Origin of the sequence: Halomonas kalidii (assembly GCF_030010475.1) — a bacterium.
Taxonomy (GTDB): Bacteria; Pseudomonadota; Gammaproteobacteria; order Pseudomonadales; family Halomonadaceae; genus Halomonas; species Halomonas heilongjiangensis.
On the sequence record NZ_JASCQN010000023.1, the window covers coordinates 1 to 20,252 of the forward strand.

At 67.4% G+C, this 20,252-nt stretch carries 15 protein-coding genes; 7 read left to right on the plus strand and 8 right to left on the minus strand.

What is annotated here, in order from left to right:
* Positions 1-523: 523 nt before the first annotated feature.
* The 4 genes from QLQ85_RS04440 to QLQ85_RS04455 are packed head-to-tail and all read right to left on the minus strand — an operon-like array spanning position 524 to position 6,250.
* Complete coding sequence (locus QLQ85_RS04440) at positions 524-3,370, minus strand: FAD-binding and (Fe-S)-binding domain-containing protein (protein ID WP_282737893.1); 2,847 nt, start codon at positions 3,368-3,370, stop codon at positions 524-526.
* Positions 3,367-4,047, minus strand: a complete 681-nt coding sequence (locus tag QLQ85_RS04445; protein WP_282737894.1) for a LutC/YkgG family protein — start codon at positions 4,045-4,047, stop codon at positions 3,367-3,369. The genes QLQ85_RS04440 and QLQ85_RS04445 overlap by 4 nt, the downstream gene beginning before the upstream one ends.
* Complete coding sequence (locus QLQ85_RS04450) at positions 4,044-5,498, minus strand: LutB/LldF family L-lactate oxidation iron-sulfur protein (RefSeq protein ID WP_282737895.1); 1,455 nt, start codon at positions 5,496-5,498, stop codon at positions 4,044-4,046. Before QLQ85_RS04450 ends, QLQ85_RS04445 begins: the two co-directional genes overlap by 4 nt.
* A complete protein-coding gene (locus QLQ85_RS04455; protein WP_282737896.1) occupies positions 5,495-6,250 on the minus strand; it encodes a (Fe-S)-binding protein in 756 nt (251 codons plus the stop codon). The genes QLQ85_RS04450 and QLQ85_RS04455 overlap by 4 nt, the downstream gene beginning before the upstream one ends.
* A 325-nt stretch (positions 6,251-6,575) precedes the next feature.
* Here QLQ85_RS04455 and QLQ85_RS04460 point away from each other — a divergent pair, with 325 nt between their 5' ends.
* Genes QLQ85_RS04460 through QLQ85_RS04470 form a run of 3 tightly spaced genes read left to right on the plus strand, consistent with a single transcriptional unit; the run spans position 6,576 to position 10,658 of the window.
* Positions 6,576-7,361 (plus strand): GntR family transcriptional regulator, encoded by a 786-nt coding sequence (locus QLQ85_RS04460; RefSeq protein WP_282737897.1) that lies wholly within the window; start codon positions 6,576-6,578, stop codon positions 7,359-7,361.
* The gene (locus QLQ85_RS04465; RefSeq protein WP_282737898.1) at positions 7,358-9,283 is read left to right on the plus strand and encodes a sensor histidine kinase; all 1,926 of its coding nucleotides are present in this window, start codon (positions 7,358-7,360) and stop codon (positions 9,281-9,283) included. The genes QLQ85_RS04460 and QLQ85_RS04465 overlap by 4 nt, the downstream gene beginning before the upstream one ends.
* Positions 9,276-10,658: a sigma-54-dependent transcriptional regulator gene (locus tag QLQ85_RS04470; protein WP_282737899.1), complete on the plus strand. Its 1,383-nt coding sequence runs from the start codon at positions 9,276-9,278 to the stop codon at positions 10,656-10,658. The genes QLQ85_RS04465 and QLQ85_RS04470 overlap by 8 nt, the downstream gene beginning before the upstream one ends.
* On the opposite strand, the gene QLQ85_RS04475 is transcribed toward QLQ85_RS04470, so the two are convergent.
* The 3 genes from QLQ85_RS04475 to QLQ85_RS04485 form a co-directional block, all read right to left on the minus strand.
* Positions 10,634-11,305, minus strand: a complete 672-nt coding sequence (locus tag QLQ85_RS04475) for a metal-dependent hydrolase (protein ID WP_282737900.1) — start codon at positions 11,303-11,305, stop codon at positions 10,634-10,636. The two genes, QLQ85_RS04470 and QLQ85_RS04475, sit on opposite strands and share 25 nt — an antisense overlap.
* A gap of 88 nt (positions 11,306-11,393) precedes the next feature.
* Positions 11,394-11,951, minus strand: coding sequence for a gamma carbonic anhydrase family protein (locus QLQ85_RS04480; RefSeq protein ID WP_282737901.1), 558 nt, complete (start codon positions 11,949-11,951; stop codon positions 11,394-11,396).
* Positions 11,952-11,980: 29 nt separating this feature from the next.
* Positions 11,981-13,321: a sodium-dependent transporter gene (locus tag QLQ85_RS04485; protein WP_282737902.1), complete on the minus strand. Its 1,341-nt coding sequence runs from the start codon at positions 13,319-13,321 to the stop codon at positions 11,981-11,983.
* A gap of 154 nt (positions 13,322-13,475) precedes the next feature.
* Here QLQ85_RS04485 and prlC point away from each other — a divergent pair, with 154 nt between their 5' ends.
* The 4 genes from prlC to QLQ85_RS04505 all read left to right on the plus strand — a co-directional run bounded on the left by prlC (position 13,476) and on the right by QLQ85_RS04505 (position 19,446).
* On the plus strand, positions 13,476-15,530 hold the full coding sequence (prlC, locus tag QLQ85_RS04490; RefSeq protein ID WP_282737903.1) for an oligopeptidase A: 2,055 nt from the start codon (positions 13,476-13,478) through the stop codon (positions 15,528-15,530).
* 64 nt (positions 15,531-15,594) lie between these two features.
* Complete coding sequence (locus tag QLQ85_RS04495) at positions 15,595-15,840, plus strand: YheV family putative zinc ribbon protein (protein WP_282721077.1); 246 nt, start codon at positions 15,595-15,597, stop codon at positions 15,838-15,840.
* Between the two features lie 329 nt (positions 15,841-16,169).
* A complete protein-coding gene (locus QLQ85_RS04500; protein ID WP_282737904.1) occupies positions 16,170-17,150 on the plus strand; it encodes a TAXI family TRAP transporter solute-binding subunit in 981 nt (326 codons plus the stop codon).
* A 100-nt stretch (positions 17,151-17,250) separates the two neighbouring features.
* Positions 17,251-19,446 (plus strand): TRAP transporter permease, encoded by a 2,196-nt coding sequence (locus QLQ85_RS04505; RefSeq protein ID WP_282737905.1) that lies wholly within the window; start codon positions 17,251-17,253, stop codon positions 19,444-19,446.
* Positions 19,447-19,558: 112 nt separating this feature from the next.
* On the opposite strand, the gene sodC is transcribed toward QLQ85_RS04505, so the two are convergent.
* Complete coding sequence (sodC, locus tag QLQ85_RS04510) at positions 19,559-20,098, minus strand: superoxide dismutase [Cu-Zn] SodC (protein ID WP_282737906.1); 540 nt, start codon at positions 20,096-20,098, stop codon at positions 19,559-19,561.
* Positions 20,099-20,252: the final 154 nt, after the last annotated feature.

Sequence of the window (20,252 nt, forward strand, 5' to 3'; positions counted from 1 at the left end):
TTGATGGTTCTGTGACTGGTCACCGACCCATCGACAAGCGCCCACATGAATTACCTGATCGATTGTTAAAGAGCGGCTCCGTACCCTGTGAAGAGAGGAGCGTCTCGCTGTTGCTGTGCCGCGTGGCCCAGCGCCCGGCGAGGAAGGCGTATTCTACTGATTCGCCGCGGCGTGTCAAGCGCTGGTCGGCGATGAACTGCCTCCCATTTTGCTGACCGCCTCATCCTGCCCATGGCAGCAATGACTGGCGAATAGAGCCCTCAGCGAGCCCTGTAGCAGAGTGAGGCGCATTCTAGCGAATCCGCCGTGACTGTCAAGATTTATGCTTCCAGAACAATCACTTCTGCCACTCATCACCGCCTGCAACGTTGCCCGTCGCCGGCAGCGGATGCGTACTTTACGGATTTCACAGGGCCTCGACAAGGCCCTTCTGTAAAAAAATCCCAAGCCGATGACAGAACCGCACGAGGCAGCTGTCCACAGGCGGTCGGAAACGACCGCCTGTGGACGACCGGGTGACTCGTCATCTGGCCTGGCTCGCCCGGTCGAGCAGCGACAGGATCGAGCGATAGGGAATCCCGCCATGCTCGCTCAGGCCGATCTCGCAGGTACGCGAGTTGGAGTAGCCGGCGCTGCAGCCCGCCACCTGTTCGGCCAGGCCCTCGAGCGCCGATGCATTGAGTTCCGGCGTATTGAATCCCTTGTCGCCGGCGAAGCCACAGCAGGTGATCTCCGCCGGCACCACCACGTCGCGTGCGCAGGCCTGCGCCAGGGCCACGAAGCGGTCGGCCAGCCCCATGCGCGTACTGGAGCAGGTCACGTGGACCGCGATGCGTTCGTCGAGCGGCGTGATCGACAACCGGGGCAGCAGGTGATCGTGGGCAAAGGCCACCGGTTCCATCAGCGTGAGCCGCTCGTCCAGATGCTCCTGCATCTGCAGGGTACAGGGACTCGTGTCGCTGAGTATCGGATAGCGGCCGTTCTGACTGGCCACCAGCAGCTCACGGTTGAGCTCCCGCGCCTTGTGCCTGGCCTCGTCGAACTGCCCCTTGGACTGGAAGGCCATGCCACAGCAGAGGTGGCCGATCATTTCCGGCAGGATCACCTCATACCCCGCCTTGTCGAGCAGCGACAGGGCGATCTCCATCACCGAGCGCGACTCCCCCCGATCGTGGCGATCGGCGCCGAACACCCGGGTCGCACAGGACGGCAGGTAGACCACCTTGTCCCTGGCGGCACCGCCAGTGGCCGGGTGCCTGAGCACCCGAATCGGTGTCGCCTTGGGGAGCGCAGGCGTCCACTGGGGCAGGCGGCCACGGCTCAGCCGACGCGCCCCCCCACTCGCCTTGCTCATCAGATGATCACCCAGCACTACACGGGCAGCACCGGCGACATTGAGGGCACCCCGCGCCAGGCGCGTGACCCCGGAGAAGTGGCGGCCGACCCGCCGGGCCACGTCGGCCTTGCCGGCATGGCGCTCGCGACGCATCTCCCGCACCAGGTCGCCGGTATTGATGCCTACCGGGCACTGGGTGGCGCAGAGACCATCGGCGGCGCAGGTCTCGTCGCCGGCGTAGCGATAATCCTGTCGCAGGGTGTCCAGGCGCGCCGCCTCTTCGTTGGAGAGCGCCTCCCCCATGGCCTCGAGTCGCGCCACCTCCCGGGCGATGACGATGCGCTGCCGCGGCGTGAGCGTCAGATCCCGGGAGGGGCAGACATGTTCGCAGAAGCCACACTCGATGCACTTGTCGACGATGGGGTCGGCCGCCGGCAGCGGCTTGAGGTTCTCGAGGTGCAGGGTCGGGTTGCGGCTGAGGATCACCTCCGGATTGAGCAGGTTCCCTGGATCGAAGAGCCCCTTGATCCGCCACATCAGGTCGTAGGCCTCAGGCCCCCATTCCAGTTCGACGTAGGGCGCCATGTTGCGTCCGGTACCGTGCTCGGCCTTGAGCGACCCGCCGTACTCGACACCCACCAACTGGGCCACCTCGTCCATCAGCGCCTGATAACGCTTCACCTCGCCGGGCTTCTCGAACCCCTGGGGGAAGACGAAGTGCAGGTTGCCCTCCAGGGCATGGCCGAAGAGGATCGCCTCATGGTAGCCGTGCCGATGAAAGGTCTCGGTCAGCGCCAGCACGCCTGCGTCGAGACGCTCGACGGGAAAGGCGACATCCTCGATGATCACCGTGGTGCCGGTCTCGCGTACCGCCCCCACCGCCGGGAAGAGCCCCTTGCGGATCTTCCAGTAGCGCGCGTAGGTATCGGGGTCGCGGGTGAAGGCGACCGGCTCGAGGGTCTGAATGCCCTCCAGGGTCGCCTGCACCGCCTGCATGCGGGCCTCGAGTTCGACAGCGTCGTTGCCGCGCACATCGATCAGCAGGGCTGCCGCGCCCTCGGGGAGCATCTTGAGCACCTCGGGCATGCCCGGCTGGTCCTGCACCGAGCGCAACGCGGCACGATCCATCAGCTCCACGGCCGAGACCGGCACCTGCTTCAACGCGATGGTTGCCCGACAGGTGGTGGCCATGTCGGAAAAGAAGGTCAGTGCCGCGGCCTTGTGGAATTCGTCGATCACGGTGTCGTAGGTGATGGCGCCGATGAAGCCCAGCGTGCCCTCGGAGCCGATCATCAGGTGCTTGAGGATCTCGATGCCGTCGGTGAAGTCCACCAGGCTGTTGAGCGCATAGCCGGTGGTATTCTTGAGCCGGTACTTGTGGCGGATCTTCTCGGCCAGCGCCGCATTGCCCCGGGTCTCGGCCGAGAGGCCCTCGAGCCCCTCGACCAGGTCGCCGTGGGAGCGACGGAAGGCGACCACGCTGTCGGGGTCCGCGGTATCCAGCAGGCTGCCATCGGCCAGGATCACGCGGATGTCGCGTACCGTGCGATAGCTGTTCTGGGCCGTGCCGCAGCACATGCCCGAGGCGTTGTTGGCGGCGATGCCACCGATCATGCAGCTCGCGATGGAGGCCGGATCCGGGCCGATCTTGCGCCCGAAGGGAGCGAGCAGGGCGTTGGCTCGGGCGCCGATCACGCCGGGCTCCAGGCGGATGCCACGGCCCTCGTCGAGGATCTCGTGGTCGCGCCAGCCGCGTCCGAGCTGGATCAGCACCGAGTCGGTGACCGCCTGGCCGGAGAGCGAGGTGCCGGCCGCGCGAAAGGTCACCGGCAGGCCGCGCGTCCGGCACTCGGCCAGGGTCAGGCGCAGCTCTTGCTCGTTTTCCGGACGCACCACCAGCCGCGGGATCAGCCGATAGAAGCTGGCGTCGGTGCCGTAGGCCAGGGTCCGCAGCGGATCATCGATCAGCCGTTCGGCGGGAATCGTGACGGCCAGCACCGCCTTGAGCTCCTGCCATGGGGTCGGGGCCGTCATGCGCCTGTCCCCGCCGCCCCGCCGACATGGCGCACCAGCACCACCAGTTCGCGGGGGCCATGCACGCCGTAGGCCAGGGTCTGCTCGATATCGGCGGTCTTGCTCGGGCCGGAGACCAGCAGGGCGTTGGTGGGCATGCCGCCTGCCCAGCCCTGGGCCTCGACGAGATCGAAGAAGGTGTCCTCTATCGTGTCGGCGTCCAGCACGGCGATATGGATCGGTGGCACCAGGCTGATCAGGCGCGGCTCGTCGGGAGTGGGCCAGAGCCACAGGCTGCCCGTCTCGGCAATCCCCCCTCCCGTCGAGGTCAGGCCGGCATCGACGCGCTCGAACTGCTCGCGCTGCCAGCCCTCGATATCACGGTTGACGTCGACCAGCTCGACATCGGCGTCGGCCAGGGCCCGCCGCGCCTCGGCGGCCACCGGGTGCTCGCGACCCAGCGCCAGGCGCCTCACACCCTTGTCGGCCAGTAACTGCGCCAGCCCCCGGGCCCAGTCATCCCGGGCGACATGCACCACCTCGCCGTGCACCGAGGTGATCCAGCGCTCGAAGTTGACCAGGCGCTCCTCGGGGCTCCAGCCGCGGTTCGTCACCACGGCGAAGTCACTCTCGGGGGCGGTCAGCGGGCCGTCGGCCCGCTGGCGCAGCCGCTTGAGAATGGCGTCACGGGCACTCATGGGCGCTTCTCCTCTACGGTCTTCTCGGTCTGGTGGCGCTTGGCCTCGTGCTGTTTCACCAGCGCATGCAGGGTGGTGCCGGCCGGCTTCGGTGCGCTGCGATAGTCGGTCCAGGCGCCCAGTCGCGAGGGCGTCAGCGCCCTGAGCTTGCCGGCGATGGCCGTGCCGCTGCGCCAGGCACGCGGGTGAGTCGCCAGCCACTGGAAGCCCTTCCAGGCAGCGACCTCCTTCTTCGTACGCTTGACCCCGGCACCGGGCACGTTGCCGCGCCCCTCGCCCACTGCCTCACGGCGCAGGCGCACCAGCAGGTCGGGAATCGGGATCTTCACCGGGCAGACCTCGCCGCAGGCCCCGCACAGGCTGGAGGCGGTGGGCAGATCCCTGGTGTCCCCCAGCCCCAGCATGTGCGGCATCAGGATGCTGCCGATGGGGCCGGGATAGGTGGTGCCATAGGTATGGCCGCCCACCCGGGTATAGACCGGGCAGTGGTTCATGCAGGCGCCGCAGCGGATACAGCGCAGAGTGTCGAGTAGCTCGTCGTCCTGGTAGATGCTGGACCGGCCGCTGTCCACCAGGACCAGGTGCACCTCCTTCGGCCCATCGTGCTCTTCGGGTTTTCTGGGCCCCGAGATCATATTGAAGTAGGTGGTGACGTGCTGACCGGTGGCCGAGCGGGTCAGCAGGGCATAGAGGGGCGGCACGTCGCGCAGGTGTTCGACGACCTTCTCGATGCCGGTCACCGCGATGTGGACCGGCGGCACCGTGGTGGTCATGCGGCCGTTGCCCTCGTTCTCCACCAGGCACAGGGTGCCGGTCTCGGCCACCGCGAAGTTGACCCCGGAGACCCCCACGTCGGCGGCCATAAAGCGCTCGCGCAGCTGCTGCCTGGCCGCCGCGGTCATGTAGTCGACGTCGCGGGTGCGCTCGGTGCCGGTCTTGTCGTGCATGATCTCGGATATCTCATCTGTATTGAGATGGATCGCCGGCATGATGATATGCGAGGGCGTCTGCTCGTTGAGCTGCACCAGGTACTCGCCCAGGTCCGACTCCAGCGCCTCGATGCCGGCCTCTTCCAGGTGGGCATTGAGGTGCATCTCTTCGGAGACCATCGACTTGCCCTTGATCACCGACCTGGCATCGTGGCTCTCGCACAGCTCGCGGATGATGCGGCACGCCTGGTCACCGTCCTCTGCCCAGTGCACCCGGATGCCGTTGGCCTCACAGTTGGCCTCCAGCTGCTCGAGCAGGTCGGGCAGCTTGGCCAGCGCCCTCAGCCGGATGTTGGCGCCCAGCTCACGCAGGACCTCCAGGTCCCAGTCGCCGAAGCTGTCGCGCCGCTTGGTCATCAGGCCATCCATGGCCTTGCGGAAATTGGCACGGATCTGCGGATTGCCCAGGGCATCATGGGCCTGGCGGTGGAACTCGCGGGGGCTGTAGGTTTGTACGCTCATGAGGTCCTCCGCCACAGGTAGCTGGCGATATGCTCGCCCTTGACCGACTTCTTCTGATGTGCGAAGCGCCCGCTGATGTTCATCATGCAGCCGCAGTCGGAGGTGACGAAGCGGCGCGCACCGGTGGCCTCGATGGCCTGGGTCTTGTCCTCGACCATGGCGGCGGAGACCTCGGGATGGCGCACCGCGAAGGTGCCACCGAAGCCGCAGCACTCGGCCGCCCGGGCCTGCTCCACCAGCTCGACCTGGTCGAGCCTGGCCAGCAGCGCTGGGCCGGTGTCGGCCAGCCCCATCTCGCGACGGGCACTGCAGGAGGTGTGCATGGCCACCTTCTCGGGCTCGCCACGATCCTCGAGCCTGAGATGACAGACATGCACCAGGAACTCGGTGAGCTCGAAGACCCGACCGGCTACCGCCTTCGCCAGGGCTTCACGCTCGCTGCCGGCAAACAGCTGGGGGTAGTGGGTACGCATCATTCCCCCGCAGGAGCCGGACGGCACCACGATCGGCCAGGGCTCGGGAAAGAGATCGAGCTGTGCTGCCGCCACCGTCCGGGCCTCCTGCTGGTAGCCCGAGGTGTAGGCGGGCTGGCCACAGCAGGTCTGATCCTCGGGGAAGACCACCTCGATGCCCTCCCGCTCCAGAAGGCGAATGCCATCCAGCCCCGCTTCGGGGTAGAACAGGTCGATCAGACAGGTGCCGAAGAAGTAGACCTTCTCCGGTTTCGACGGGTAACACTTGACTGGCGTCATCGGCAGGATCCTCGACGATGCCAGGGGCCATGTCCGGCGAAGGCATCGGGATGGTTGTCGTTCAGTCTGGTAAATTGGTAAAACCAATTTACAGCAGCAATGTTGCCGCACCTTAGGAGGCGCCCCTCACAGTGTCAAACCCGGCCCCGGTTTTTTCTCATCCATCGTTGCTATACTTTGGTAGGGCATCACGAATGACGACAGCAACCCCTTGATCATGCTGGCAATTCAGGAACTCTCACTGACCAGGGTAGCTCGCCGATATTGGTAATACCAATTAAGTGGCGTTACCATGATGTCCGCTTCATGCTCCCAGGAGGCAACCATGGCCTACCAACCCGTCCGGCAGCCCCGCCTCGCCGACGTGATCATCGAACGCCTCGAGGCCCTGATTCTGGAAGGGAGCCTCAAGCCCGGCCAACGCCTCCCCCCGGAGCGAGAGCTGGCGGAGCGCTTCGGCGTCTCGCGCCCCTCGTTGCGCGAGGCGATCCAGAAGCTGGCGGCCCGCGGCCTGCTGACGAGCCGCCAGGGCGGCGGTACCTTCATCACCCAGGAGCTCAACAACAGTTACAGCGATCCGTTACTGGAGATGCTCGCCCGCCATGGCGAGTTCAACCTCGACCTGCTCGAATTTCGCGACGCCATGGAAGGCATCTCCGCCTACTATGCCGCCCTGCGCTCCACCCCCACCGACAAGGCGATGCTGATCAATCGCTTCGAGGAACTCGAGGCCTGCTTCCAGGGCCGTGATCCGAGGCTCGAGGCCAAGGCCGACGCCGCCTTCCACATGGCCATCGCCGAGGCGGCTCACAACGTGCTGCTGCTGCACACCATCCGCGGCATCTTCCACCTGCTGGAGCGAAGTATCGTCGACAACCTCGCCCACCTGTTCGAGAAGCCCGACTCCCGGCCCCTGCTGATGCAGCAGCACCGCGCCCTGCTCGACGCCATCCTCGAGGGCCGCGCCGAGGACGCCAGGGCTCGGTCCCACGAGCACCTGGTGTTCGTGGAGGAGAACCTGCTGGAACTGGAGCGGGCCGAAACCCGTGCCCAGCGCGCCCTGCGCCGGGCCCAGGGGATGCCCTCCCCGCAGCGGGACCCGGTGAGATGAAGGCCCGCACACGGCCACCGCGGCTCTCCCGGGCCTGGCGGCGCCTGCTGATCCTGCTGGTGCCCCTGGGGCTCGCCCTGAGCATGTGGCAGGCCGCCCAGCTGGCCCGCGAGCAGGCCCTGCAGAGTCTGGTCCGCGAGGCGGAGAACGAGCTCCGCCTGTCGGCGGCGGGGCTCGAGGGCCACCTCTCACGGCATGATTACCTGCCACGGCTGCTGGCATCCCGCGAGGGCGTGCAACGCTTCCTGAGCTCCCCGCGAAGCCAGGATGCCATGCCGCTCAACCGGCTGCTCGACCGCTTCCGCGCCACCGCCGACGTCTCCGACGTCTACCTCCTCGACCGCGACGCCAATACCCTGGCCGCCAGCAACTGGCATCTGCCCAACACCTTCATCGGCCAGAACTACGCCTTCCGCAGCTACTACCAGGACGCCATCGCCGGCGGCCAGGGACGCTTCTACGGCCTCGGCGTGCAGTCCCTCGAGCGCGGCTATTACTTCTCCGCCCCGGTGTGGCTCGACGACATCTCCCCCGACGCCACCCCGGACGGGGTGATGGTGGTCAAGGTGCTGCTCGACGCCGTGGAGGAGAGCTGGGCCGACCAGGATGCCGAACTGCTGGTCACCGACGAGGACGACATCATCTTCATGGCCAGCCGCCCGGAGCTGCGCATGGCCGCCCTCCACCCGCTCTCGGACGAGGAGCGCCAGGCCCTGCTCGAGACCCGCCGCTATGCCGACGAGCCATTGTCGCCCTCGGGCATCGAGGTCCTCGAGACCCGCGGCGACCAGAGTCGGCTGGTGAGTTTCGCCCGGGGCCCCTTGGCCGAGGGCAGCTACCTCAGCCTGTCGCGCCCTCTCGAGGACCTCGGCTGGGAGATGCACATCCTCAAGCCCCTGACCCCGGTGATCCGCGCCCAGTGGCTGTCGGCCCTGCTCGCCGGCGGGCTCTACGGCGTGGTAGTCCTCGGCGGCGGCATCGGCTGGCAGCGCCTGCGCCTGCGTCGCGAGCGGGAACAGTTCGCCGAGCGCGAGCGACGCACCCTGGCCAGCGCCCGGGACGAGCTCGAGCGCAACGTCGAGCGTCGTACCCGCGACCTGGTCGAGACCAACCGGCGCCTCTCCGGCGAGATCGAGGAGCGCCGCCGTGCCGAGGCCAACCTGCGCCAGACCCGTGACGAGCTGATCCAGGCGGCCAAGCTCGCCGTGCTCGGCCAGCTGGCCGCCGGCATCAACCACGAGCTCAACCAGCCGCTGGCGGCGATCCGCGCCTATGCCGAGAACGCCCGCGCCTTCCTCGAGCGCCAGCGCCTCGAGGCGGCGAGCAGCAACCTGGAGCAGATCATCGAGCTGACCGCCCGCATGGCGGAGATCAGCTCCCAGTTGCGACAATTCTCGCGCAAATGTGGCGACAGCCTGACCGCCGTCTCGGTCCCCTCCTGCTTCGACTACGCCCTGCGGCTCTTCCAGGCCCGGCTGCGCGACGCCGGGGTCGAGGTGGAGCGCCACTGGCCCGAGGGCGACGTCTGGGTACGGGCCGACCTGGTCCGGCTCGAGCAGGTGCTGGTCAACCTGATCGGCAACGCCCTGCAGGCGATGAGCGAGGCCCCCGACCCGCGGCTGACCCTCTCCATCGACCAGGATGCCGAACGCGTTACCATCGGCGTGGCCGACAAAGGCCCCGGCATCGCCGACGAGAACCTGGCCCGCATCTTCGAGCCGTTCTTCACCACCAAGTCACCGGGCAGCGGCCTGGGGTTGGGGCTGTCGATCTCCTCGCGCATCATCGACGACCTGGGCGGGCGCCTCAGCGCCGACAACCGCCCTGGCGGCGGCGCCCAGTTCACCATTATCCTGCCCCGCGACAGGGGCGCCCATGACACCGACCGGACCCACGACCAGGAGAGTTCATCCCATGCATGACCAGGCGGCCACGCCGGTGATGATCATCGATGACGAACCCCATCTGCGCATCACCGCCGGCCAGACCCTGGAGCTGGCCGGCTACGCACCCGTTCCCCATGCCAGTGCCGAGGCGGCCCTGGAGAGCCTCACCCCCGACTTTCCCGGCGTGGTGGTCAGCGATATCCGCATGCCCGGCATGGACGGCATGACGCTGCTGCGCGAGGTGCGAAGCCGCGACCCGGACCTGCCGGTGATCCTGATCACCGGCCACGGCGACATCTCCACCGCCGTGGAGGCGATGCGTGACGGCGCCTGGGACTTCCTCGAGAAGCCCTTCGCCGGCGAGCGGCTGGTGGAGGTGGTACGACGCGGCGTCGAGAAACGCCGCCTGAGCCTCGAGAACCGCTGCCTCAAGGCCGAACTCGAAGCCCAGCAGAATGCCCCGGGGCCCCGCCTGGTCGGCCGCACCGAGACGATGCAACGCCTCGCCTCGATGGTCCAGCGCATCAGCCAGGTGGAGACCGACGTGCTGCTGTTCGGCGAGACCGGCGCCGGCAAGGACCTGGTGGCCCGCGCCATCCACGAACGCAGCCGTCGCGGTGGCCGCCCCTTCGTCGCCATCAACTGCGGCGCCGTGCCCGAGAGCATCATCGAGTCGGAGCTGTTCGGCCACGAGAAGGGCGCCTTCACCGGCGCCGTGGAGCGTCGCATCGGCAAGTTCGAGCATGCCGAGGGCGGCACCGTCTTCCTCGACGAGATCGAGTCGATGCCGCTGGCGCTGCAGGTCAAACTGCTGCGGGTGCTGCAGGAGCGCTGTGTCGAGCGCCTCGGCTCCAACGAGCCGGTACCCCTGGACATCCGCGTGATCGCCGCCACCAAGGTCGACCTCAAGGTCGCCGCCGAGGCGGGACGCTTCCGCGAGGATCTCTACTACCGACTCAACGTCGTCACCCTGCCGATTCCCGCCCTCCGCGAGCGGCGCGAGGACATCCCGCTGCTGTTCCAGCACTTCGCCGTGGTCGCCGCCAACCGCAGCGAGCTGGAGTGCCCGCCGCTGGATGCCGCCGGCATCTCGGCGCTGCTGGCCCACCACTGGCCGGGCAACGTGCGCGAGCTGCGCAACCTGGCCGAGCGTTATGTGCTGCTCGGGGCCACCTGCGACTATCGCCTCGATGCCCTGCTCGAGGGGGTCGAGAGCGACACCGGCGACATGACCCTGCCCCAGCAGGTCGAGCTGTTCGAGAAGAGCCTGATCAGCCAGTCGCTGGCCCGTCACCGCGGTTGCATCGGCGAGATCTGCGAGCAGCTCGGGCTACCGCGCAAGACCCTCTACGACAAGCTGAAGAAGTACGGGCTCAAGGCCGAGGACTACCGCCAGAGCGCCGAGCCCTGAGCGAGCAGCTCGCGCAGCGGCGGCCAGGGTGGCAGCCACGGCATCAGGGCGGCGGTGAACGCCAGCATGAGCACCGAATTGAGCGGCTCGCGATAGTCGAACAGCTTGAACGCCGTGCCGAAGGAGCGCTTGAGCCGCGCTCCGGTGAGATCGACGCTGTAGAGCTCGTCGAGCAGCAGGTGAATCAGCGTACCCAGGATCAGCGCCAGGCCCTGGGCCCAGGCCAGCCAGGCGCTCTGCGAGAACCACTGATAGCTGGCCGCCGTGGTCGCCAGCCCGCACAGCAGCGATGCCAGCAACGAATGCCAGATCCCGCGATGCACGGAGAAGTGCTTGAATAGCCCACTCAGCGCATAGCGCACGCCGATATACAGCCCGCCGCAGGCGACGACGATCGCCCCGGGGCTGAGCCGCCCCTGCAACAGCAGTGCGCCACCCACCACCGTCAGCACGGCAAACAGGTTGAAGATCAAGCGGATGGCATGGGAGTTGTCGGCGTCGATATCCGGCAGTATCCCGCCGACGGCGGTCAGCACGGCCAATGAAGCGGCTTCGGTGGCCGACAGCTCGGTGGCCTGCCAGCCAGCGAAACCAAGCAGCGCGCCACCGGCCACGGCGACGCCGAGGTGGGTACGAAAGTCGGCCATGTGTCGAGACCCGTCGAATACTGGATGAAAATCCAGATTATGCGCAACATGGCCTGAAAAAACAAATAGTTGCCAATTGGCGACAGGCTCAGGCGGACAGGTAGTCGTCCTTGAGCCTGACGTAGTTGCCGGCGGTATAGGGGAAGAAGGCACGCTCCTGCTCCTTGAGCGGGCGCAGCGCCTTGGCCGGGTTGCCGGCATAGACATGGCCGCTCTCCAGCCGCTTGCCCGGCGTCACCACGGCGCCGGCGGCGATGATCACCTCGTCCTCGACCACCGCGCCGTCCATGACGATGGCGCCCATGCCCACCAGGATACGATTGCCCAGCGTACAGCCATGCAGGATCGCCTTGTGGCCGATGGTCACCTCCTCGCCGATGGTCAACGGGAAGCCCTCGGGGTTGAAGTCACTGGCGTGGGTGATATGCAGCACGCTGCCGTCCTGCACGCTGGTGCGGGCGCCGATGCGGATCCGATGCATGTCGCCGCGGATCACCGCCATGGGCCATACCGAGCAGTCGTCGCCCAGCACCACGTCGCCCAGCACCATGCACGCCGGATCGATGTAGACCCGCTCCCCCAGCTGCGGGGTCACCCCCTTCCAGGACCGGATCGCCCCGGCCCGACTCTCGACTGCCTCACTCATCGCTCACCTCCGGTCGTCAGATAGGCGCTTCACAACAGGCCCGCCACCAATACTACCAGCGTCAGGGGAATCGACACCCAGCGCACCAGAACGCGCCAGGCGCGGAACCCCGCCGGCCCGGCATCGAGCGCCCGCAGCGCGCTCTGCTCGGGCATCACCCAGGCGGCGAAGACGGCGATCGCGAGCCCGCCGACGGGCAGGAAGATCTCGGTAGGCACCGTGGTCACCAGGTCGAAGAAGTTCATGCCGGCCAGCGGTCGCCATGCGGCCAGGGTCGAGAAGGAGAACACCGAGAGCAGTCCCACCAGCCACACCGCCACGGCGATCACTGCCGTGGCAGGGCCGCGCTTGAAGCCGATGCCCTGCAGGGTGGCGACCATGGGCTCGGCCAGGTTGATCGACGAGGTCCAGGTGGCGAGCAGCAGCAGCAGGAAGAAGACGCTCAGCCACAGCGCCCCCCAGGGCAGCTCGGCGAAGGCGATCGGCAGGGTCACGAACATCAGTCCGGGCCCCTCGCCGGGGTCCATGCCCTGGGCGAAGACCACCGAGAAGATCGCGATCCCGGCCAGCAGTGCCACGCCGATGTCCAGCAGGGCGACCGCCCCGGCGGCCCGGGGCAGGCTCTGGTGGTCCGGCATGTAGGCGCCGTAGGCCATCAGCGCGCAGGCCCCCACCGCCAGGGTGAAGAAGGCATGGCCCATGGCGTGCAGCACCACCAGCGGCGTCACCGCCGCGACGTCCGGCATGAACAGCCAGGCCAGCGCCTGGCCGAAACCGTCGGTGGTGGCGGCATAGCCGGCCAGCATCAGCAGCAGCAGGTAGAGCAGCGGCATCAGCAGGTTGTTGAGTTTCTCCAGCCCCTTGGCGACCCCGGCGGCCACCACCGACATGGTCATGAACAGGAAGAAGGTGTGGTTGAGGGTCATCCGCCCGGGGTCGGCGAGGAAGGCCTCGAAACCGGCACCGATCTCGGCCGGGCTGGCGCCGACGAAATTGCCGTTGACCGACGCGACCAGGAACTCGATGGACCAGCCCGACACCACCGAGTAGAACGACAGGATGCAGAACACCGTAAAGGCGCCGAACAGTCCCAGCCAGCGCCAGTGACGACTGCCCCCGGCCAGGGCGGCCAGATGCCCCAGCGATTGCATCGGGCTTCTGCGTCCGGCCCGGCCGATCATGATCTCGGCCATCATCACCGGCAGCCCCAGCAGCAGCACGAAGGTCACGTAGAGCAGCAGGAAGACGGCTCCGCCGTTCTCGCCGGCGATGTAGGGGAAGCGCCAGATGTTGCCCAGCCCCACGGCGGCCCCGGTCACGGCCAGAATGAAGGCGCGCCTGGTGGTCCAGCGCTCCAGCGTCTCGTTCATGGTGTCCTCTCCCGCTCCGCGGGCCCGACAAAGCCAGCAAGACTAGCAGGCCGCTCGATGGGGGCCAAACGCTTCCCGCCCCGGAGCGACATTGAAACCCTGGCCCGGCGCCCGCATCTAAGGTCACGATCACTCTCCTGACCCCGAGGTGCGCATGTCCCGCAACCCGCTGCTCGATCCCCATGTCCTGCCCCCCTTCGCCGAGATCCGGCCCGAGCACGTGGTGCCCGCCATCGACGAGCTGCTGGCGGAGAACCGCACCGCCGTCGAGCGGCTCGTCGCCGAGGCCGAGCAGGGCGAGCGACCCCCCACCTGGGACAGCCTGGCCGCACCGCTGGAGGCGCTCAACGACCGCCTCTCCCGGGCCTGGTCGCCGGTCTCGCACCTCAACGGCACCATGAACAACGAGGCCCTGCGCCAGGCCTACCAGACCTGTCTCGCCAAGCTCTCCGACTACAGCACCTGGCTTGGCCAGCACGAGGGGCTGTTCCGCGCCTGGCAGGCGCTGAAGGACGGCCCCGCCTGGGCCGATCTCGACGAGGGACGGCGCCAGGCGGTAGACAACACCCTGCGCGACTTCCGACTGGCCGGGGTCGACCTGCCGACAGGGCAGAAGCAGCGTTACGGCGAGATCCGCGCCCGCCTCTCCGAACTCGGCAACGCCTTCTCCAACCAGCTGCTCGACGCCACCCAGGCCTGGCACCTCGATCTCGCCGACGACGGCCGCCTGGCCGGCCTGCCCGAGAGCGCGCTGGCCATGCTCAAGGCCAATGCCGAGGCCAAGGGCCGCACGGGTTACCGCATCACCCTGGACTTCCCCAGCTTCTTCCCGGTGATGACCTATGCCGAGGATCGCGAGCTGCGCCGCGAGGTCTATACCGCCTTCGTCACCCGCGCCTCCGACCAGGGGCCCCACGCCGGGCAGTTCGACAACGCCCCGCTCATGGCGGAGACCCTGGCCCTGCGCCATGAGCTCGCCGGGCTGCTGGGCTTCGCCACCTACGCGGACTACTCGCTGGCCACCAAGATGGCCGAGACGCCCCGCGAGGTGCTCGACTTCCTCGAGGACCTGGCCCGACGCGCCGTGCCCCAGGCCCGCGAGGAGTACGCCGAACTCGAGACCTATGCGCGGGAAGAGCTGGGCATGGGCGAACTCGCCCCCTGGGACGTGGGCTACGCCAGCGAGAAGCTGCGCGAGGCGCGTCACGCCATCTCCCAGGAGCAGCTGCGCCCCTACTTCCCTGCCCCCCGGGTAGTCGACGGCCTGTTCCGGGTGGTCGAACGCCTCTACGGCGTGACCTTCGAGGAGGACACCAGTGCGCCGCGCTATCACCCCGACGTGCGCTACTTCCGCATCATGGAGGACGCGGCGCCCATCGCCGGCTTCTACCTCGACCTCTACGCCCGCGAGGGCAAGCGCGGCGGCGCCTGGATGGACGAGTGCCGGGTGCGCCGCCTCGAACAGGGCGAACTGCAGCTGCCGGTGGCCTACCTCACCTGCAACTTCACTCGCCCGGTGGGCAACCAGCCGGCGCTGCTGACCCACGACGAGGTCACCACCCTGTTCCACGAGTTCGGCCACGGCCTGCATCACATGCTGACCCGACAGACCGTCGCCGATATCTCCGGCATCAACGGCGTGGCCTGGGACGCCGTGGAGCTGCCCAGCCAGTTCATGGAGAACTACTGCTGGGAGCGCGAGGGGCTCGACCTGATCGCCGGCCACGTGGAGAGCGGCGAGGGGCTTCCCGCCGAGCTGCTCGAGAAGCTGCAGGCGGCCAAGAACTTCCAGTCGGCCATGGGCATGGTGCGCCAGCTGGAGTTCTCGCTGTTCGACTTCCGCCTGCACCATGAGCTCGCGGCGCCTTCCGCCGCCGAGATCCAGGCACTGCTCGACGCGGTACGCGATGCCGTCGCCGTGGTGCCCCGCTCCGACTTCAACCGCTTCCAGAACGGCTTCGGCCACATCTTCGCCGGGGGCTATGCCGCGGGCTACTACAGTTACAAGTGGGCCGAAGTGCTCTCCGCCGATGCCTGGAGCGCCTTCGAGGAAGCCGGGATCTTCGACCCCGAGACCGGGCGACGCTTCCGCACCGAGATCCTCGAGCGGGGCGGCTCCCGCGACGCCGCCGAACTGTTCCGCGCCTTCCGTGGCCGCGAACCCAGCGTCGAACCGCTGCTGCGTCACAGCGGCATCCGTGCGGCCTGAAACCCCGCTCCACCGCCACTGCGCCGCCGGGGACGTCTCCCGGCGGCCGTCATCAGGAGGCCTCATGGCCGTTCAGAAACGTTTCATCGCCGGTGCCATCTGCCCGCGCTGCGCCGAGATGGACCGCATCCGTGCCTGGGAGCAGAACGGTATCCGCTACCGGGAGTGCGTCAGTTGCGACTTCTTCGAACAGCTGCCGATCGAGGACGAGGCACTGCCCGAGCTCGAGACCCGGGTCAGCCGCCCCCGTGACGATCAGGCCCGGCAGGACTTCCAGCCGGTGAAGATCCTCGACCCCAAGAGACGCTGAGGCGTCCGGCCAGGAAGCCAGCCGGATGACGGCCGCTCTGGTCGGCCCTCCCTCCCCGTGCGGATTTCCGCACACCCCTCCGCCAGCTGCGTGCGGGGTTCCAGCCATCGTGCCCTTCCCGCCCTTCGACCTTCGTCGCACAACACACCGCCAACATACTGACGATAAAGAGATTCCCTAGCGGACGGCCCGCCCCTTGCTATAGTTAAAGACGTTGAATGCCGCACCTTGTCTGGATCGAGGCAGCCGGGGGAGACACCTGCCACACTGACCATGCTCCAACGTCTGTCGATCGGACGAATAACCACAACCGCAACGGGAGATACGCCATGCGTAATGTCACCACCAAAGTGCTCACCGGTACCCTGGCCAGCGCCCTGCTGGTCGCGGCCTCGGCCCACGCCGACCGCTCCGAGTGGCCGAGCAATTTCACCGTGGGCACCGCCAGCCAGGGCGGCACCTATTTCGTCTATGGCTCCGGCTGGGCCAACCTGATCGCCGACGAGCTCGACATCTCCGGCGGCGGCGAAGTGACCGGTGGTCCGACCCAGAACCTGGCGCTGGTCCACGGCGGTGATGTGGCCTTCGGACTGACCACCATGGGTCCCGCCTCCGACGCGGTGAAGGGCGAGAGCCCGCTGGCCCCGGGCGTGCCCATGGATAACGTCTGTGCGCTCTTCCCGATGTACGAGACGCCGTTCTCGATCGCCGCGCTGTCCAGCTCCGGCATCACCTCGATCTCCGAGATTCCGGATGGCGCCAAGATCGGCTTCGGCCCCGCGGCCTCCACTTCCGACACCTACTTCCCGGCGATCCTCGAGGAGCTGGGGGTGAACTTCGAGCGCCGCAACGGTGGCTGGAACGACCTCGGCGGCCAGTTGCAGGACGGCCTGCTCGACGTCATCGCCTTCGCCGCCGGTATCCCGATCCCGGCGGTCAGCCAGCTCGAGGTGCAGACCGACGTCAACATCATCGAGTTTACCGAGGAGGAGCAGGCCCAGGTGATCGAAGCCTTCCCGGTCGCCGACTTCACGATCCCGGCCAGCACCTACTCCACCCTGGAAGAGGACGCCCGCGCCGTCTCCATGTGGAACTTCGCCATCGCCGGCTGCGACCTGCCGGAAGACTTCGTCTATGAAGTGACCAAGGTCACCATGGAGAACAACGACAAGATGCGTAACGTGCACCGCAGTGCCGAGACCACCATTCCGGAAAACATCGTGCACAACAAAGTGCTGCCCTTCCATCCGGGTGCCGCACGCTGGTACGAGGAGAACGGCCACGAGATCGATCCGTCCCTGATCAAGTAAGCCGTGTCACCGCTCCTGCCATGAGCGCCCCGTACCGGCCTTACCGGTACGGGGCATGCCCCGCACCCCTCCGCATGACGACACTCAAGGGTGATCCCCCATGAGCAATACACCCGACACCCGCCCCAGTGGCGAGGACGAACTGATCGACAAGGCGCCGGAGACCATCGCCGCAGGCGTCGACGAGGAAGTCGTAGAATCCAACCGACGCCTCTTTACCGGCTGGCAGTGGCTGCTGTTCGCCACCCTGGCCATCGTCTACGCCACCTTCCACCTGGTCTCTCTCAACGTCTATCCGATGGAGACTTGGTCGTTTCGCATCGTGCATATCGCCGGCGCCCTGATCCTCGGCTACGGCCTCTTCGCCGGCACCCGTTTCGCCGGTGAAGGCGACACCACCCGCTCCCCGGCCTGGCTGGACTGGGTCTGCTACGCGCTGCTGATCCCCGCCGGCTACGCCCTGGTGCAGGTCTTCCTGATGCAGCAGGCGATCGGCGGCGGGGCCATGCGCATCGAACCGAACATCGAGGCCTGGCACTTCGGCTATCCGCTGATCTTCGCCACCACCGCGGCCATCCTGATCTCCTGGGGCTATCGCCAGGTGCGCGAGAAGCTGCCGCCCGCCGACCTGGTACTGATGGTCTGCGCCCTGGCCGTGGCCGGCTACCTGATCCTGATCTACAACACCCCGCTGCGCGCCTCCACCGGCACCGCCTTCGCGCCCATCGGCATCTCCTATGCCGCCCTGGCCGGCTCGCTGCTGATCCTCGAACTGACGCGCCGCGTCGCCGGCCTGGCGCTGGTGATCATTTCCGCGCTGTTCCTGACCTATGTGTTCGCCGGCCCCTACCTGCCGGGCTTCCTGGGCTACCCGGGGCTGTCGTTCAACCGCTTCTTCAGCCAGGTCTACACCGACGCCGGCATCCTCGGTCCGACCACCGCGGTCTCCTCCACCTACATCATCCTGTTCATCATCTTCGCCGCCTTCCTGCAGGCCTCGAAGGTCGGCGACTACTTCGTCAACTTCGCTTTCGCTGCGGCCGGCCGCACCCGTGGCGGCCCCGCCAAGGTGTCGATCTTCGCCTCCGGCCTGATGGGCATGATCAACGGCACGTCGGCCGGCAACGTGGTTTCCACCGGCTCGCTGACCATCCCGCTGATGAAGAAGGTGGGCTACCCGGGACGCAGCGCCGGCGCCATCGAGGCCGCCGCCTCCACCGGCGGCCAGATCATGCCGCCGATCATGGGCGCGGGTGCCTTCATCATGGCCGAGGTGACCGGCATTCCCTATACCGAGATCGCCGTATCGGCCTTGATCCCGGCAATCCTCTACTTCCTCTCGGTCTACTGCATGGTGGACTTCGAGGCGGCCCGCAAGGGCATGCGCGGCATGCGCAAGGACGAGATCCCGCTGTTCTCGAAACTGGTCAAGCAGGTCTACCTGTTCGCCCCGATCATCATCCTGATCGCCGCCCTGTTCATGGGCTATTCGGTGATCCGCGCCGGCACCCTGGCCACCGCCTCCGCCGCCGTGGTGAGCTGGATCTCGCCCAACAAGATGGGCATCCGCGAGATCCTCAAGGCGCTGCAACTGGCCGGCAACATGTCGATCCAGATCATCGCCGTGTGCGCCTGTGCCGGCCTGATCGTCGGCGTCATCTCGCTGACCGGCGTCGGGGCGCGCTTCTCGTCGCTGCTGCTGGGCGTGGCCGGCGTCAGCCAGCTGCTGGCGCTGTTCTTCGCCATGTGTATCTCGATCCTGCTCGGCATGGGCATGCCCACTACGGCGGCCTATGCCGTGGCCGCCTCGGTGGTGGCTCCGGGCCTGATCAATATCGGCATCCAACCGCTGGTGGCGCACTTCTTCGTGTTCTACTTCGCGGTCGTGTCGGCGATCACCCCGCCGGTGGCCCTGGCCTCCTACGCGGCGGCGGGCATCTCCGGCGACAACGCCATGGGTACCTCGGTGGCCTCCTTCAAGATCGGTCTCGCCGCCTTCATCGTGCCCTTCATGTTCTACTACAGCCCGGCAATGCTGATGGAAGGCAGCTGGATGCAGATCCTGCGCGTCGGCGTGACCGCCACCCTGGGCATCGTGCTGCTGGCGGCCACCGTCCAGGCCTGGTTCTTCGGGCCGGTCAAGGTGTGGATGCGCCTGGTGATGCTCCTCGGCGCCATGTTCATGATCTATGGCGGTATCTATACCGATATCGCGGGACTGGCCATCGGTGGCGGGCTGTTCATGCTGCAGCGCGGTAGCCACGGCGGCGGCGCCAAACCGGTCGCCTCCGGCTGACCCGGGCGACGTCCCGCACGACCTCCAGCACCACAAGAAGGGCCCCGCCACCGGCAGGGCCCTTCTCTTCGCTTGCCTTGGCGCCGCTCCCGATCTGGGGAGTCGGCGAGCCTCAGAACTCGACCACGCCGCATGCCAGGCGCCCACCGCCGCCGCCCAGTGGTTCGGGGTCGTCGGCGTAATTGTCGCCCCCTTCATGAAGCATCAGGCTGCGCCCGTTCATGTCGTCGACGCCGAGTCGTGGCGCCAGCACCGGCAGGACTGCCTCGCCCTCCTCGTTGACGATCAACACCGGCAGGTCGCCCAGGTGGCCGTCACCGTAGGGCCCCAGGTGGCTGCCGGCCTCGTCGGGGTCGTAATGGCCACCGGCCTGCTGGGCGGCGACGACGTCACCGGAGTCGTTCTCACCCGGCTCGCAGCTGGCGTTCGCGTGGACGTGGAAGCCATGGATGCCGGGGGGCAACTCGCTCAGGTCGGGCGTCAACAGCAGGCCGTGGTCGCTGTCCTGCAGGGTAATGGTGCCGACGGCCTCCTCGATGCCATCGGCACTGACCCGATGCATCTCGACCTCGAGGGGGTCATCGGCATGGCTGGCCGCGGCCGCCAGCGAGAGGGAGGCGGCGACGACTCCCGAAAGAATGGCATGGCGCATCTAGCGTCTCCTGTTTCCGATTCCATGGATAGGCAGGGACAAGGCTAGACACTGACGCCTGAGGCCGCCAGGAGAGGATCGGCTCAGGTTGTCGAGGACCCTCAGGGTCAGCCACAGATGTTATCCAGCACCCGCAGGGTCGGCCTGACCTGGT

Excerpts from the sequence above, each read along its gene's own strand:
- QLQ85_RS04475 (WP_282737900.1), bottom strand. The coding sequence starts at position 11,305 with ATGGCCGACTTTCGTACCCACCTCGGCGTCGCCGTGGCCGGTGGCGCG.
- QLQ85_RS04505 (WP_282737905.1), top strand. The coding sequence starts at position 17,251 with ATGAGCAATACACCCGACACCCGCCCCAGTGGCGAGGACGAACTGATC.
- QLQ85_RS04480 (WP_282737901.1), bottom strand. The coding sequence starts at position 11,951 with ATGAGTGAGGCAGTCGAGAGTCGGGCCGGGGCGATCCGGTCCTGGAAG.
- QLQ85_RS04445 (WP_282737894.1), bottom strand. The coding sequence starts at position 4,047 with ATGAGTGCCCGTGACGCCATTCTCAAGCGGCTGCGCCAGCGGGCCGAC.
- QLQ85_RS04450 (WP_282737895.1), bottom strand. The coding sequence starts at position 5,498 with ATGAGCGTACAAACCTACAGCCCCCGCGAGTTCCACCGCCAGGCCCAT.
- QLQ85_RS04470 (WP_282737899.1), top strand. The coding sequence starts at position 9,276 with ATGCATGACCAGGCGGCCACGCCGGTGATGATCATCGATGACGAACCC.
- QLQ85_RS04500 (WP_282737904.1), top strand. The coding sequence starts at position 16,170 with ATGCGTAATGTCACCACCAAAGTGCTCACCGGTACCCTGGCCAGCGCC.
- QLQ85_RS04465 (WP_282737898.1), top strand. The coding sequence starts at position 7,358 with ATGAAGGCCCGCACACGGCCACCGCGGCTCTCCCGGGCCTGGCGGCGC.
- prlC (WP_282737903.1), top strand. The coding sequence starts at position 13,476 with ATGTCCCGCAACCCGCTGCTCGATCCCCATGTCCTGCCCCCCTTCGCC.
- QLQ85_RS04455 (WP_282737896.1), bottom strand. The coding sequence starts at position 6,250 with ATGACGCCAGTCAAGTGTTACCCGTCGAAACCGGAGAAGGTCTACTTC.
- sodC (WP_282737906.1), bottom strand. The coding sequence starts at position 20,098 with ATGCGCCATGCCATTCTTTCGGGAGTCGTCGCCGCCTCCCTCTCGCTG.
- QLQ85_RS04495 (WP_282721077.1), top strand. The coding sequence starts at position 15,595 with ATGGCCGTTCAGAAACGTTTCATCGCCGGTGCCATCTGCCCGCGCTGC.
- QLQ85_RS04460 (WP_282737897.1), top strand. The coding sequence starts at position 6,576 with ATGGCCTACCAACCCGTCCGGCAGCCCCGCCTCGCCGACGTGATCATC.
- QLQ85_RS04485 (WP_282737902.1), bottom strand. The coding sequence starts at position 13,321 with ATGAACGAGACGCTGGAGCGCTGGACCACCAGGCGCGCCTTCATTCTG.
- QLQ85_RS04440 (WP_282737893.1), bottom strand. The coding sequence starts at position 3,370 with ATGACGGCCCCGACCCCATGGCAGGAGCTCAAGGCGGTGCTGGCCGTC.